This window comes from Bartonella vinsonii subsp. arupensis OK-94-513 (genome assembly GCF_000278235.1).
In the GTDB taxonomy this organism is placed as follows: domain Bacteria; phylum Pseudomonadota; class Alphaproteobacteria; order Rhizobiales; family Rhizobiaceae; genus Bartonella; species Bartonella arupensis.
On record NZ_JH725039.1, the window covers coordinates 52,458 to 68,113 of the forward strand.

Genomic DNA, 15,656 nt, shown 5'->3' on the forward strand with positions numbered 1-15,656 from the left:
TATAATGCATTCTGTATTTCGTGTAAAGGAAAAATAAAACTATAGCGTGCAATTAATGAGGTTGACTACCTATCATTGTGGACTTTAAAAATTGACAAAAGGTGCACATGAAAAGAATTGCCAAAATTCGTAAAAACGTAAAAACAAGATTGAGAAAGCATAAAGCTTTATAACGGATAAATAAGATCAGGCAGGATATTGTGCATGAACACTGTGAGCCCCCCATCATTAAAAAGCTTCTTAAAAGCCTGTAACCATAGCGTATTTTATTACCAAAAAATTTCAGAAATTCATTTTAGCATAAATGATACAATCAGGAGATGCTTTCACACACAAAATAAAAACATAACTTCTTGAGTTCACATCAAAAGAACAAGATTTTTTGATGAAGCAAGACAGATTATTATAAAGAAAAAAGGCAGCACAATGTGCTGCCTTTCCTATAAAAGTACGTATTGTACCTTATCTTAGAATTGATAGCGAACTCCTCCGGAAAAACTAGCTCCAGAAAAACCAGCCTTATTGAGCTGATGTTGATAGACAACATCACCGTGCAGTGCAAACTTTTGAGATAATTTGGCATTAAAGCCCAACCCAGCTTCTAGGGAAGAACCAAAAGCTCCTAACTGGAAAGCATCTTTAAAGTGCACGGATTGTTTTTCTCCAAAACCATGAGAAAGGTGAAGCTTACCATAGAAGGCAACAACACGCGCCTCATCACTTGCACTAAGCGTTTTGGTTAACCGTCCACCAACACGTGCTACCCATTGATCAAGTTTCCCCATCTCAATGTCAAACTTGTCAATATCGTAAGCCTTATCAAAGTGGAAATTTTGGTAAACAACCTGAACTTGCGGATCAACAACAAAACCCTCGTACCCCGTTACAAATGCTTTACCACCAGTCAAAGAAACACTGAAAGGATTTGCTTTTAATGTTGCTGTCTTACCACGTGCAAGGGTGACAACATCACCTTTGAATACACCATAGGAAAGAAGACCATCCACATAGAACCCTGCATCATGCTGCATGCTTCCATATGCTGTAGCAGTCCATTTATCAAATGTACTCTTTTGGCTTTGTTCAACATCCAAAGGTTGTAGAGAAAGCTTTCCATAAGTCCCCATAACCCCAAAAGATATAGCAGTGTTAGCATTCTCAATTGTTTGCAGTAAAACACCAGCCTCTACACCATTATAATCAAGCTCACCACCATAACCATATTCAAGCGCAGACAGATCTGAAGCATAACGGTAGCTCCCACCATAACCACGCAAATATAAAGCAGGGTTTTCACGAGCTTCTATCTTTCCACTGAAAGTCGTACGCAATAAGTCAAACTGCTTGTTTTGATTGTTGATGTCCATCAAACCAGCATGGAATACACTATTTGGTAAGAGCAGATAAGTCGGAACTTGTGGAACAACAGATCTTACGAATTGCTCAGGGAGAACAAGTCCAACCATAGGAGAAGACTTAACATATTGGTTTTCTAAACGGAAATTCCAAAATTCTCCACCGTCCTTAATAAATTTTTGCTGCACATGTTCCTGCTTTGATGTCACTTCTGGACCATAAGAACGAAGTGTATATTTGTAAGGTGAATTCCTCAGCGCAACATAATTACCCTTTAGTCGGAAAGAATCTCTCGCTGCATTTCCATAAACCTGAACAATTGAAACACTGTGAGCGCTCTGGGTATCCTTCCCTTCTCCTAGATTGCCTGGAATGCCTTGCACATCTATTACCGTTTTCCCCTCAACATCACCACGAATTACAAGCCTATCTGTTACTTGATTATCGCTAGGATCATTGGGGTTTAAACGTGCATTAAGACGGATTGAAACATCGCCCTGCGCTTTGTAAACAGTCCCTCTCCCATCTCCGATACGCAGTGTCTGATACTTTAATTCTTCAGATTCCAAAGACGCAAACTCTATGTGGCTATTGACAAGACTTACTGAAGAAACACATGAATCCATACACTCTGAACCTGAAGCACTTAAACTTTTCTGTGCACTTCTTTTCAGATGCCACTCTGATCCATTGGTTAAATCTAATTTGGCATAAGAGCCTTTATCAACGCGAGCACCACCCGCAATAATAGAGCCATCGACCGAAATCAATATATTAGAATTATTCTCAGCTTTCAACAGCAAGTCACCAGAAAGAAGTGCTTGTTTTTCTAAGAAAACACGACCACCAGAATGATTACCATACACAGCTACACTGTCTGGAACTTCGAAATTAGTTTTTTTCAATAAAACCTCTCCCGTTATACCTATAGGTGTGTTTCCCTGTAAAGATAGAGCATTCCGTTTAACGATATTTACTTTCTCGACAGAACTTTTTTCTTCAGAACGCTTCGCTGGCAATGCTGAAACAATTTCCTCTGAGCTTCTATTTCGATTTTGCTTATCTACTCCTTCTCGTTCTGCCCCATCAAAATATATACCATAGGATTTATCACCTTCCACTGTAACAGTAGAAAATTCAATATTAGCACGATTCATAGAAGAACGAACATCAGAAGATCTTTTCCTCCTAGAAGTACCTGTCTCAACAACATCACCACTTCTCCTAACCCACAAAGCATTAACATTAGTAACAACATTCCCATTCGTAAAATCAACGGAACCATTATTATTCACCAGAAAAGCTGCACTCCCAAACCTTTCTGCAGAATCCGGCTTATTCTTTTCTTTTCTTGCCGTAATATCAACCTTGTCTAATTTAATACGTCCCCCCGATTCCGACCTAACTGCCACCCCACTTGTTAGAGTAATCGCCCCAGACTTCATGGTTATCTCACCAGCATCACTAGCCAGAGCAGCTACAGCCAAATCTCCCGACACGTTAATCTTCGTATTATTTAACTCAACAGAAGACCTAGAGCCCGCCAAAGCACCCACATAACCAACATCAACCGTCCCATCATCCATTTTGACCTTTCCACCTTTTTGCGCCTCAAGACCAATCAGAGAAGAATTAACTGTTGATTTCTTTTCTAAAACAATTTCCGCACCTTCTTCCGCAAACACAGCACTCTTAGGCTTTAATGTATTAAAATCAACATTATCTGTATCATCCGAAGAATACCCACCACTAATGGTAGCACCCTCTAGTTTGATAACTGTATTCTGATTTTTTGCATGCATAGGATGCTGATCCTTATTACTTGCCTTAAGTGTAAGACTTCTCATTGTATATGATCTGCCATCACTGCAAGAATAAGCACCTTGCGATTTCCCAACAGCATTTTGCCCTGTATCATTACACTGAGAAGAAACACTTTCAGTACCAACACTATCCGAACGCCCAACTGGTCCAGTAGAAGGCACCTTAGGCTGAGCAGAAGTAGGCGTTACAACTACAGATGAAATTATAGGTGCAGGCTTCTTAGATGCAGTAGATAAAGTATTAGGCGCTACTGATCCGGAGTTTGTAAGTGAATCAACTCGATATACAATAACCGAAGAAGCAGGCACTATAGGAACATCACCCGTATCAGATCTTGCAAGTGAAGAAGGTGAAGTAGATGCATCCCCCCTAGACGGAAGAGAAGGAGTTGTAAGAGGTAAAGAAGCTAATTCTGGAGAAGACCCTGTATCTTGAGAAGACCCTGTATCTTGAGAAGACCCTGCATCTTGAGAAGACCCTGTTCCTCCGGATACCTCATCAGTCCCTTCGAATCCGTCATCCTCAGGAGAAATAGTTAAAATGCTTTTAATAACAGGATATTCATATGCAGGAACAGTGTACGCATCAACAAGAGGTACAACATATTGATTTTCTAGACGAAAATCCCAAACATCGGTGCTTCCCTTAACTAAGGTCTTATCAAAGTACTGCATGTGCGGAGGAATGCCTGGACCATAAGCACGAAGAACGTACTTATAGGGCAACCCATGTACTGTAATATAACCGTTTTCCAGCTTAAAAGAATCCTTCTTTGCGTTTCCAAAAACCTGAATAAGTGAAATACTGTAAGGTGTATTCTTCTTCTCACCTTGGTCAGATTCACTTTGGCCTTGTGTTGTGCGGACTGAAACAGAATCCACATGTACCATAGTTTCCCCAGAAACATCACCATGAATTAAAAGTCTATCAGATACTTGGGTAACATTTGCACTGCTTGCAGCACCCACGGCGATAGGTGGTTTCAAATCGGCATTGAAGTAAATCTTCGCAATCCCATGAGCACTGTAAACCGTGCCTTTTCCATCTCCGATACGAAGAGTTCGAAACTTATTATTACTGTCTCCTGTTGCAGGCTCCCCATTTTGTGAAGACGAAGTAATAAATCTAACATTACTATTTTCAAGTTTCATAGATGAAATACATGAATCCACACACTGCAGATTTTTATTTTTGCCTCTATTACTCTTTGTTAAATACCATTCCGACCAATTGGACAGAGAAAGATCCGCACGAGAACCTTTATCAATGCGAGCAGCACCGAAAATGACAGAGTCATGAACAAAAACCGACAAATTAGAATCAGACTTAGCCTCCAATAATAAATCACCAGAAAGAGTTGAATCCTTTCCCAAGATGACATAACTGCTCAAACCATCACCATAAATGGCCACCCCCTCTGGAACTCTAAGAGCACTATCTGTCAAAAGAACCATATGTTTTCCACGTTCATCATTTGGATTTCTTGATTCAAGTAAATTTTGACTACCAGAAATATCTCCTGTTTCTTCCCCGGTTGCATCTTGCTTAGAAAAATATAGTCCATATGATTCCGCCCCACTTACATTAATTTTTGAAGATTTAATACTAGCACTAATCTTTACGTCTCCTCCGTCAGAAAAAATGCCATCAACAATTTCAGCTAGGCTATCACTAATTCCACCAAAGGCCTCTTCACGGGGATTAATGATATTATAGAGACCTTGATCGACATCAGGCCCCCCATGAACCCACATGACAGTAGTATTGGAGCCATCAAAAGTTGTACCATCAGAAGAAACAACACCCTTACTTAAGTAAAAAAGAATACTATCGCCTTCTTCACCATGATCCGTTGCTGGTTTTTTTGGGTCTGAAGCTACCTTCTCTTTCTTTGTAATATTAAATTTAACACCTTTTAATCCAACAAATCCATCGTATTCTGAGGAAACCCCTATCCCACTTTCTGGAAAGGTAATTGATCCAGATTCCATAAATATGCTAGAATCGTCAGAACTTTGCAGTCCGATTGCATTCAATGGTATGTGTTCAGAAGTCTTTTCTACATTAATACTTACATTATCCAAAAAAATATATGATCCATCACTAGCCGTAGCACCTATATAAGATTTTTTGATGCTCCCCCCTTGCATATCAATCTTACCCCCACCCTGGGCCTCAAGCCCAGCAATAAATTTCTCAATACTTGTTGTTTTTAAAGTAACATACGCATCCACTGCCGAAAATACAGCACTTCCAAAACCTAAGACTTGTGAATTATCAACAGAATCCTGCTGCCCATTCCCTTGATTCATACCTTCACCATTAGAAGGAGGTTCTAAACCAGTAATAGTCACCTGTTCCAGTGTAACACTTGTCTCTTTAACTTTAACAGGTTCTAACTGAGAAACATCCACCTGAAGCCCCCCTGCAGGTACCGAGACACCTCCAATAGTATGGCTTCCATCTGGACCTACTCCCGGAGCTCCACTAGGACTCGAGTCTGGCTTCATCTCAATTTTACCCATTGCATACACAGCGTTTTGGCCAAACGTTTTTATTTGAATGCTACCACCTTTAAATGTGTGTGCCTCACCATCAGTACACACAATAGGGTCACGTGTTGTTGCCCCCTCAACCTCATTACAATTTTCAGCAGGAGGACGTAAAACAGCCGACACGGGAGCAGGTTCTTTCACAGGACTATCTTTCACAGGACCACTTTCCTGAGATTCTTGTGCACGAGGTTCTTGTGCAGGTGGACCTGCCACCAATTTCTCCACCTTAGGCAGGCCTTCTCCTTGAGGCTGCTCTGCTTGTTGTGCTTTAGGCGCTTCTGCTTTTTTATCAGAATCAGATCCACCTCCAAGGAAACTGGGCACTGGAAAGGACCAAGACCATCCCCATGCAGCAGAAGCATCTACACCTTGTAAAAAGAAGAAAACGCTTGTTGTTACAGCGCACAAACGCGTACGATTTTTAAATACATTAATCATATGTTAAACTTTCCAAATATGTTTGTAAAAGCACTAGAATTCAGCGAAAAGAGATAAATATCCAATTTGTAACATACGACAATCTATTTTACAACATAATGTAATAAATTAATTTGTTGTTTTGTACATAAAAATGCCTAAGTTGCGTTTTTAAAATGGATGATTTCTTTATAATTTTGAGAAAAGGATGAAATAATGATAACCAAATATTTAAAATGGGCCGTTGCCATCTTGATTGTTGTGATGAGCTTTACAACATTTTCATGGGCAAATACGAGTATCGATGCCAATATAACCATCAATCATGTTTCAGGCACAACCTCTATTCCCATCTCTCCTAAAAAGGTTGTTGTATTTGATCTTGCAACACTTGATAATATGAATCATCTAGGAATCAAAGCGATTGCCGGTGTTCCTGAGGGAAAAAAACCTGTATATCTGCAGCAGTTTGATGGTACAGAATATGAAAAAATTGGATCCCTCTTTGAACCGGATTATGAAAAAATTGCTACTCTTAAACCCGATCTGATTGTTATTTCCTCTCGGACCCAAGCCAAATATAAAGATTTATCCAAAATCGCTCCAACGATTGACCTCACAGTAGGGAATGAAAACTCTCTTGAGGATATTAAACGGAATGTGTCTATCCTCGGAAAAATTTTTGGCAAAGAAAAGGAAGCAGAAAAAGAAATTGCCAAACTCGATGAAGCTTTAGCAGAAGTTCGCAAAAACACACAAGGAAAAGGTGCAGCGCTTATACTTATGACCTCTGGTGGGAAAATCAGCGCCTTAGGCCCAAAGTCACGTTTTGATATTTTTCATTCCTCATTTGGAATTGCCCCAGCAACGGATAAACTGACTGTGCAAAAACATGGACAACTCATTTCTCCTGAATTTATCCTTGAAACCAATCCTGATTGGTTGCTGGTTATTGATCGAGATGCAGCAATTGGACGAGAAGGACAATCTGCAGCACAATTGCTCGACAATGAACTTGTTCAGCGTACAAAAGCTGGAAAACAAAACCAAATTATTTATCTAGATTCTTGGAGCTGGTATCGTGCTAGTGGCGGTCTAACAGGACTAAACGAAGCAGCTCAACAAATCAATGAAGCCTTTACAAAAGGCAAAGAAGCACAAAAATAACTTGCTTGTCATAAAAATAAAATTTAAGAGCAAAGGCTATCAGAAGCCTTTGCTTTTTTGTTGGAAAATGATTTAACGTGAAAAATTATTGGATAGCCATAACAGTCCTTGCCTCACTGTCTATCCTCAGTATTTTTGTTGGCTATTCAGACGTAACGCCTTCTGATTTATTATCAAACGATTCACATGCTTGGCTTATTTTCTGGCAAACCCGCCTTCCTCGTACAATTGCAGTCCTTTTGGTAGGCGCAGCACTTGCTCTTTCAGGCATGATCATGCAGTTGCTTGCACGCAATCGTTTTGTTGAACCATCGACCGCTGGAACTGTTGAATCCGCTTCTCTTGGCATTCTTTTTGTGATGATTTTCTTGCCGGATATCCCTGTGCTTGGGAAAATGATTATCGCTACAATTTTTGCTATGACTGGTACACTACTTTTTATGTTTTTATTGCGCCAAATTCCTCTAAAATCTGCCCTCATTGTACCACTTACAGGAATTATGCTGGGATATGTGATTGGTTCCTTAACCAACGCTATTGCTGATCATGAAATGCTTCTCCCCTCCCTTCAAGCTTATTTATTTGGCAGTTTTGCGATGATTCTTGAGGGAAAATATGAAATTTTATGGTTCTCTCTTCCTCTTTGCATCCTTGCTTATTTCACTGCTGATCGCTTTACAGTAGCTGGTTTGGGAGAAGATTTAACCAACAATCTTGGACTGAATTATCGTGCTGTCATGTTCTTTGGTCTTTTTATTGTTGCGTCCATTACCGCAGTTGTTGTCTGTACAGTTGGCCGAATTCCTTTTGTTGGACTGATTATTCCGAATCTTGTTGCAAATTTCATGGGTGACAATATGCGCTATACGGCTCCTTGGGTGGCAATCAGTGGAGCAGGATTGGTCTTGATCTGTGATCTTTTAGGACGAATAATTCATCCTTCTCTTGAAATACCTATCAGCACCATGATGGGAATTATTGGTAGTTTTATTTTTATTATACTGCTTTTACGCTGGAGAAAGCGTCTTGGATAAAAAGAAAGCAACAACACTTATCCTAACAACGCTTATTGTAATGGCGTGTACCGTAATCAGTCTTTATATGACATGGAATGTCAACATCTATACGTGGTCATTTCGTCTTACAAAACTCATCTCTCTTCTTCTTATTGCCTATGCAATTACCGTTTCCACCGTTTTATTTCAAACAGTCGTTAACAATCGTCTTCTTACGCCTTCTATTATGGGTTTTGATCAGCTTTATATTTTAATCAAAACTGTTACGATGTATTTTTTAGGCTCTCTTTCTTTGCCGTTTTTAAATGAAGAAGGACAGCTTGTTTTTGAAGCATTCATTCTCATTCTCTTTTCCATAAGCCTTTTTCGCTGGCTTTTTTCAGACAGTCTAAAAGGCCTTCATTTAACCCTTTTGATTGGTGTTATTTTAGGTGGCTTTTTTTTCAGTCTACGCATGTTCATGCAATTGCAGTTAAATCCAGATCAAATGATGAATTTAACAGACATCATGTTTGCAAATTTTAATAAATTTAATACATCACTCATAAGCTTTGCCTCGATCATTGTCTTCATTGTAAGTCTGATTGGCTGGCGTTCACGTCACCTACTGGATATTCTTGCTCTGGGACGTGACAACGCACTCAATCTTGGAGTTAATTATCACAAAAGCGCTACAGCTATTCTTATATTTGTTTCTATTCTCGTCTCCATTTCTACAACATTAGTAGGACCCGTCACCTTTTTTGGACTGTTAGTTGCCAACCTTGCCTATGAACTTTCTCCTCAAGCAAAACACAGTGTTGTTATGCCAATTGCAATATTATTGGCTATCATTTGTTTGGTTGGTGGACAATTTATTTTAGAACAAATTTTTCATATGGCAGGACGTTTGAGTTTTATTATTGAATTTTGTGGTGGAACTGTCTTTTTAATATTACTGATGAAGGGAAAACTAAAATGATTGAAATCAATCATCTTTCCAAGACTTACGGAGCGAGATTGATTCTTGATGATTTATGTCTTCATCTCCCCAAAGGGGGGATTATTTCTCTCATTGGTCCCAATGGTTCTGGAAAATCAACTCTTTTGATGCTGATAAGGCGTCTTTTACCGCGTCAGAAAGGGTCAATTCATATTGACGACTTTGATATTGATAAAATGTCACACGATGTTTTAGCTCAAAAACTTTCAATCCTGCGTCAAGATAATCCTCTATCCCTTCGTTTAACCGTGTATGATTTAGTAAGTTTCGGGCGCTATCCTTATTCAAAGGGCTGGTATAATAATCAAGATAAACAATTTATTGACAGTGCACTTAGATATCTCGGCTTACAAGATCTCAAAAACCGTTTTTTGGATGAACTTTCAGGTGGACAACGCCAACGAGCTTTTATTGCAATGGTTATTTGTCAAGATACCGATTATCTTTTGTTAGATGAACCATTGAACAATTTGGATATGAAACATTCTGTTGCCATGATGAAGCAATTACGCCGCACCGCCGATGAACTCAAAAAAACTATTCTTATTGTTATGCATGATATCAATTTTGCATCATCTTATTCAGATATGATCGTAGCACTCAAAAATGGAAAAGCAGCTTATTGTGGAACACCAAAAGAAATTATGCAGCCAGAAATTCTTCAAGACATTTATGATGTGGATATTCAGATTAAAACAATTAATGATGTACCCATCGCCCTTTATTATCGCTAGTTTCTCTCACTTATCAATCATCATAAAAACCTATTTTTGCGCTTGCCTACACTTTAAAATCTGCTAAGAATGACGACATTCACCTTCTGGGGAATAGTTTAATGGTAGAACAGCGGACTCTGACTCCGTCAATCTTGGTTCGAATCCAGGTTCCCCAGCCAAATTTACTACAGTCCAAATTCAATTGTAGCTTGTCGTCAGATTTTATATATTTTGACACGAAATTTTGTACCAATTTATTTTATTATTCCTAAATTTTTGAAGCTTTTTATCCGATTTTAGGACGCATTTTTTCATGATCTATATATTGCAATACACAAGGGGTATTATTTTGTCTTTTTTAACCTAAAATCGCCTTTAATCTGCAAAAATTAAGCCCATCATCCTCATTGCATAAGGAAGCACGTATTCTCACCCTCTTTTTTCAATCCATTTGCTGATTTTTGATAACGCCCCCGCAATTGAAAAAGAAAAATGTTAAAAACTCTCAACACATAGTCTACAATTTCACTTAGACACCCTATCAAGAAAAAAGCCACCGCAGATGCATTATAGCACCTCTATTTAAGCATAAGAGAAGAAAGAAAAGGATGGCAGCTTTTTAACAACAAACCATCCGCTTTTTTTGCAGTTCTGAGCAATATTGAGACACTCCCCTTACCTTTCAAATTTGTAATATAGCATACTTTTTTCTTATGTTTTAAATCAAAAATCTCATTATAACTGGCTGCAACTTGCGGAAAACTCTGTATCTTTTCCTATAAGTCCGAGATCTTTAATTAAAAGGGGCTTTCCTATCTCTCCATTATAGGCTTTCACATGAATGTTCTGCCTCTTCACATCTATAAGGTAATAATCTCCATTAAAGAGCGCGCCAGCTGTATAGACAGGAACATTTCCAAAGACCTTATCATTTTTCGCGCGGCAATAAGACTGATAATGTGTATGTCCTACGAAGATTGCTTTGACATTATGAGAAGTGATAATTGACTTAAAAACAGACAAATCTTTAGCGTTCTTTTTTTGTATAAAAAAGGATTCGCCATCAATGGAAGCTGCACGAGCATCATGAAAATTGATGATCGTCACTTTACCTCTCGCATCAGCAGCAGCGAGATCTTTTTTTAGCCAATCCAAAGACTTATTGATTTGCACCTCTATAGATGGTCCCTTCAGATGCACCGTATAACTTGGATGATTGTGAAGCTGCACATAGTGAACATCTCCATAATCCCAAGAATAACTTAAACTCCCTTTGATTGTGTGAATATTTCCGCCCGAGACAGGAAGCAAACTTTCAGTAACATCTGCACTGAAATAAGAGAATTGGTTACGGTATTTTTTAATTTCTGATACCATTCTTGAAACAGCACTTATAGCACATGCATCTTTATAAAAATTGAATGTTTCAGGAGTTGTACACTTGCCAACATTATTAGCATAATCATGATTACCTAGCCCTTCATAGACAGGAGACCCAAGATTTTTATAAACAGTTTTATAATCGTCATAGTTTTGTTTTTGACCAAATTCCGTCAAATCACCATTAACAATATGAAAAGCAACCTTCTGTGCTTTTATGACATTGGCAACTTGCTCATTTATCTTTAACCATGGCTCCCTATTCGATATTCCATTGGGATCACCAGAGTTCAAACGCCACGGTTGTGGATCAGCCATAATGATTGCGGTATAATTTTTTGCAAGAGATTTTTCTTTTATGGACCAATCCATTAATGCACTCTGAAGCTTCTCATCTCCTTTTGTTTTTTCAGCACTAAAATTCAAACAACCAGAGAGAGCAAAAGCTATCATGGTAATTGCTACATATTCAACTTTATATTGCATAAACACATTACCCTAAAACGCGACGTATTTTACTGTATTGAAGTTTCTGCAAAACAGTTTTTTAGATTTTTTTGTCAAGAATGTGTTAAAAATTCAAAATAATGAAAGCTATACCCCTTCAATACAAAGGCGGATTTGATAATAAAAACTTTCCACTTGAAGTAATTTATTCGTTGAGATTTTTAGCTGGAGAAATATCTCTTTCCAAGAGATCAAGATGACTTTTATCAGAAATCCAACCCTTATCAAAAAGCTAGCAGATGTTGATATTCTATAAAATAGCTCTAACGAGAAAAAGTTTAAGAAAAACAAGTATGTTCCATATGTTTAATCAGAGCGTTTTTTGGGATATCAAAATTAAATACACCTAATAAAAATCTTATTTAAATTAATTTATAAAAAAATAATAGAATAGTATCGAGAAATATTTCTTAAAATTTATGCAATATGTAAAAACATTCTATATAAAGTATTAATTTATAATTTTATAAGTATAATTATAATATAAGAGTTATATAAAACTATAATTTAGTTGAAATATCATAAAATATACTTTTATTTATATGTTATAATTTATATATAAATAATATTTATGACAATTTAATATAAATTACTTTTTATTTTTGACAACAAAATAAAAAGTAATTATCAATATCCATATAACAATTATCCATTTTCACTTCTTCTTATAAAGTTCGCGGGGAAATGAATATGGGGGGCTTTTATAAGGAGAATTCTGATGCATAAAAAATACCTTCTGTCGTATACGGCGACAGCAGTTATCATGTTATTTAACATCCAGTTCAATGCATATGCTGAAACCCTTGAAGTTCCTGAGGGAAAACAACGAGAAGTATCCGGCGAAACCTATGAAAGGATTCACGCAAAAGACGGCGGGAAAATTATTGGGAAGCATTTAACGATAAAAAAATCACGTTTTACACCTTACGATGTATACGCTGTAACAGCAGAAAGCTCTAACAGTGTGATTGAATTACAGGATAGTATAATTAATAAAGACCCTGATACTGACATCAGCCTCGGTCTTGAAGCCAAAGATGGTGCTACAATTAAAATGATTGGAGGTTTCATTACGGCTGTCTCTGTTGGTGCTTCTTTTAATAACACGAACAGTAGAGAAAACATACTGGAAAATGTAGTGATATCGGATTCAGATACAGATACTCTGCAAATACTCTCAGGAATAATTACTAAGAAAAGCACGCTCACCTTAAAAGATGTAACTGTCATGCATGCCTTCACTGCTCTAAAAGCAGATGATCACTCGACAATAACGATATCAGGAGGATCCTTTGATGGAGAACCCGAGGGAATATATGCTTTGAATGGTAGCACAATTACTATCGACAACAATGCTAAGATTACATCATCCAGTGGTTATGGACTCCGTGCTAATAGCCAAGATTCCAAGATTATAATGACAGGAGGAACCGTAAGCGGAGAGGCTGAAATATTATTTGCGGACAACGGTGGGCATATTAAGGCCACCAATGTTACTATAACATCGACAAATGGCGTCGGAACCGGCGTAATGGCAGATGGCTCTGGAAGCATAATTGAGTTAAATAATACAACGATTAAAGATGTTTCAATGGGTCTTTTTACACAACCAAATGGCACGATCAAGATGACTGGAGGTTCTATTACAGCTTCTATAACAGGCGCTTCTTTCTATAACAGTAAGAACGCTGAAAACATATTAGAAAATGTAACAATATCAAGTGGTAAAGATGATGACCCACAACTTTTCGGAGTAATAGCCTCTTATGACAGCATCCTTACTTTGAAAAATGTAAAAATTACTCAAGAAAATATAGGCGCTTCCGCTGTTAATTCGCAAATAAACGTATTAGGAGGGATATTTAATGTAAAAATCTCAGGTGCATCTGCTGAGAGTGGTGGCACCATTATCTTAAAAGACAATGCTCAAATCAATGCATCTGATGGTAGTGGTCTCGATGCAAGCGATCCACAATCCCAAATCACAATGATAGGCGGAACAGTATTTGGAAAAAAAGCTGCATTCTATACAGAAAACGGCGGACATATTGATGTCATGAATGTTTCTGCAACAGCACAAATCGGTGGTTTGCAGATCATGTCCCTCTTCTACACAGATCCCAATGATCCACAAAAACATCAAAGCAGTGAGATTAATTTGACTCATACAAGCCTCTCCGTTGAAAATGGTGCAGGAATTCTCATTGGCGCCTTTGCGGACAACGATATTTACAAGAATACCGATTTATCAATCGGTACCGCCAATCTCACAAATTCACAAATCCATGCCGATGTTTTATTAGGAAACGGCATTTATTGGGAAAACAAAGAGTTTTGGGAACAGGTAGGTTTTAAAGCCGCTTCCAACGGCACCTTCACATTAAATGCAGATCAATCCACTCTAGAGGGCAGAGCAACAATTGCTAAAGACAGAAATGTCCACTTTGATCTGAAAAACAACACCATATGGACATTAAAAAACAGTGCAAAAGAAAAAGATGAAGATGGTAATCTGCTTGATATTGCCCAAAGATCTCGTTCTGATATCTCTACACTTAATCTTGATAATAGCTCCATCATTTTTAATGGACCAACAGAAGACCATTATCACACATTGCATATAGGATCGGGAAAACCAGACACAAAAGCAGTCTACAATGCAACAGGAGAAGCAAAGATTTACTTCAACACTGAATGGAGTGATGGCATAGCAAGCGCCGACCAAAAAACCGATAGGCTGCTCATCCATGGTGACGTAGAAGGCAAAACATCAGTTTATGTTACAGGGCGTCTAGAAGATAACAATGACAAAGCAAATACCTCTGTAGCTGCCAATGTCCGTGGTCTTTCACTTATCCAAGTTTCTGGAAAAGCACAAGAAGACTCTTTCAAGCTCGTCAATGGCTATACCACAAGAAAGGGTTCACCGGATATGTACACGCTGCGTGCCTATGGTCCAGACTCAAGCCAAGGAAAAGCCAATATCGCGCAAAACCTCTTTGATGAAAAAAACGAAGATTTCTGGGATTTCCGTTTACAACCTGAAATTCTTGAAACGGGTTCTGGTCCCAATGCAAATGCTCTTGTACCACAAACGGCAGGCTATATCGTCATGCCAAATGCCCTCTTCTATAGTGGATTGGTCGATATGGCCAAACAAAACGCGCTGTTAGCCAATATGAGAACATCTGTTTTGGGAAAAGAAGAAGAGAAAAACACCGGTTTCTTCCTTTACACCTACGGAAGTACAGGAACCCTATCCTCTGAAAGAGGTCCTCTCAAATATGGTTATGGCGCTGATCTTCGCTATGCTGCCCTAGAAGCCGGTGTTACATTGGCAGCAATTGAGGGACAAAACTCCACAACGCATTTTGGTCTTGTCGCAACTTATGGACAGCTGTCTTTCACTGCAAAAAATATGCAAGATGCAGGGAAGAACACATTGGACAAATGGTCGCTGACAGCCTATGGCAGCTCTCAGTATGACAATGGTTTCTATGTTGATACACTGTTATCTTATGGAATTCTCAAAGGCGACATCACCAATGCCATCATTGGCAAAACGGCAAAATTGAAAAATGCCAAGATGTTGAATCTTTCCACCACTGTTGGCAAAGAATTTGCAACTGGAACGGAAGGCTTAACACTTGAGCCACAAGCACAGCTTGCCTATCAACATTTGATGTTTGACACCATTACAGATGTCAATAATTTCACCGTTGATATGAACAATCCT

General features: G+C 38.3%; 7 protein-coding genes and 1 tRNA gene. 6 read left to right on the top strand and 2 right to left on the bottom strand.

The window, feature by feature from the left end; translation table 11 throughout:
- Positions 1-467 precede the first annotated feature (467 nt).
- On the bottom strand, positions 468-6,173 hold the full coding sequence (locus ME1_RS07310; RefSeq protein WP_004864999.1) for an autotransporter outer membrane beta-barrel domain-containing protein: 5,706 nt from the start codon (positions 6,171-6,173) through the stop codon (positions 468-470).
- 195 nt (positions 6,174-6,368) lie between these two features.
- Here ME1_RS07310 and ME1_RS07315 point away from each other — a divergent pair, with 195 nt between their 5' ends.
- From ME1_RS07315 to ME1_RS07335, 5 genes are all read left to right on the top strand, one after another.
- Positions 6,369-7,319: a siderophore ABC transporter substrate-binding protein gene (locus ME1_RS07315; protein ID WP_004865000.1), complete on the top strand. Its 951-nt coding sequence runs from the start codon at positions 6,369-6,371 to the stop codon at positions 7,317-7,319.
- A 77-nt stretch (positions 7,320-7,396) separates the two neighbouring features.
- Positions 7,397-8,353: an ABC transporter permease gene (locus tag ME1_RS07320; protein WP_004865001.1), complete on the top strand. Its 957-nt coding sequence runs from the start codon at positions 7,397-7,399 to the stop codon at positions 8,351-8,353.
- Complete coding sequence (locus ME1_RS07325) at positions 8,346-9,296, top strand: iron chelate uptake ABC transporter family permease subunit (RefSeq protein ID WP_004865002.1); 951 nt, start codon at positions 8,346-8,348, stop codon at positions 9,294-9,296. Before ME1_RS07320 ends, ME1_RS07325 begins: the two co-directional genes overlap by 8 nt.
- Positions 9,293-10,051, top strand: coding sequence for an iron ABC transporter ATP-binding protein (locus ME1_RS07330; protein ID WP_004865003.1), 759 nt, complete (start codon positions 9,293-9,295; stop codon positions 10,049-10,051). The genes ME1_RS07325 and ME1_RS07330 overlap by 4 nt, the downstream gene beginning before the upstream one ends.
- Before the next feature lie 87 nt (positions 10,052-10,138).
- Positions 10,139-10,212, top strand: a tRNA-Gln gene (locus ME1_RS07335).
- A gap of 556 nt (positions 10,213-10,768) precedes the next feature.
- Here the strand turns inward: ME1_RS07335 and ME1_RS07340 are convergent.
- The gene (locus tag ME1_RS07340) at positions 10,769-11,899 is read right to left on the bottom strand and encodes a metallophosphoesterase (protein ID WP_004865004.1); all 1,131 of its coding nucleotides are present in this window, start codon (positions 11,897-11,899) and stop codon (positions 10,769-10,771) included.
- 739 nt (positions 11,900-12,638) lie between these two features.
- Between ME1_RS07340 and ME1_RS07345 the strand changes: the two genes are divergently transcribed.
- Positions 12,639-15,656, top strand: a 3,018-nt coding sequence (locus ME1_RS07345) for an autotransporter outer membrane beta-barrel domain-containing protein (protein WP_004865005.1), incomplete at its 3' end; no start/stop codon positions are given.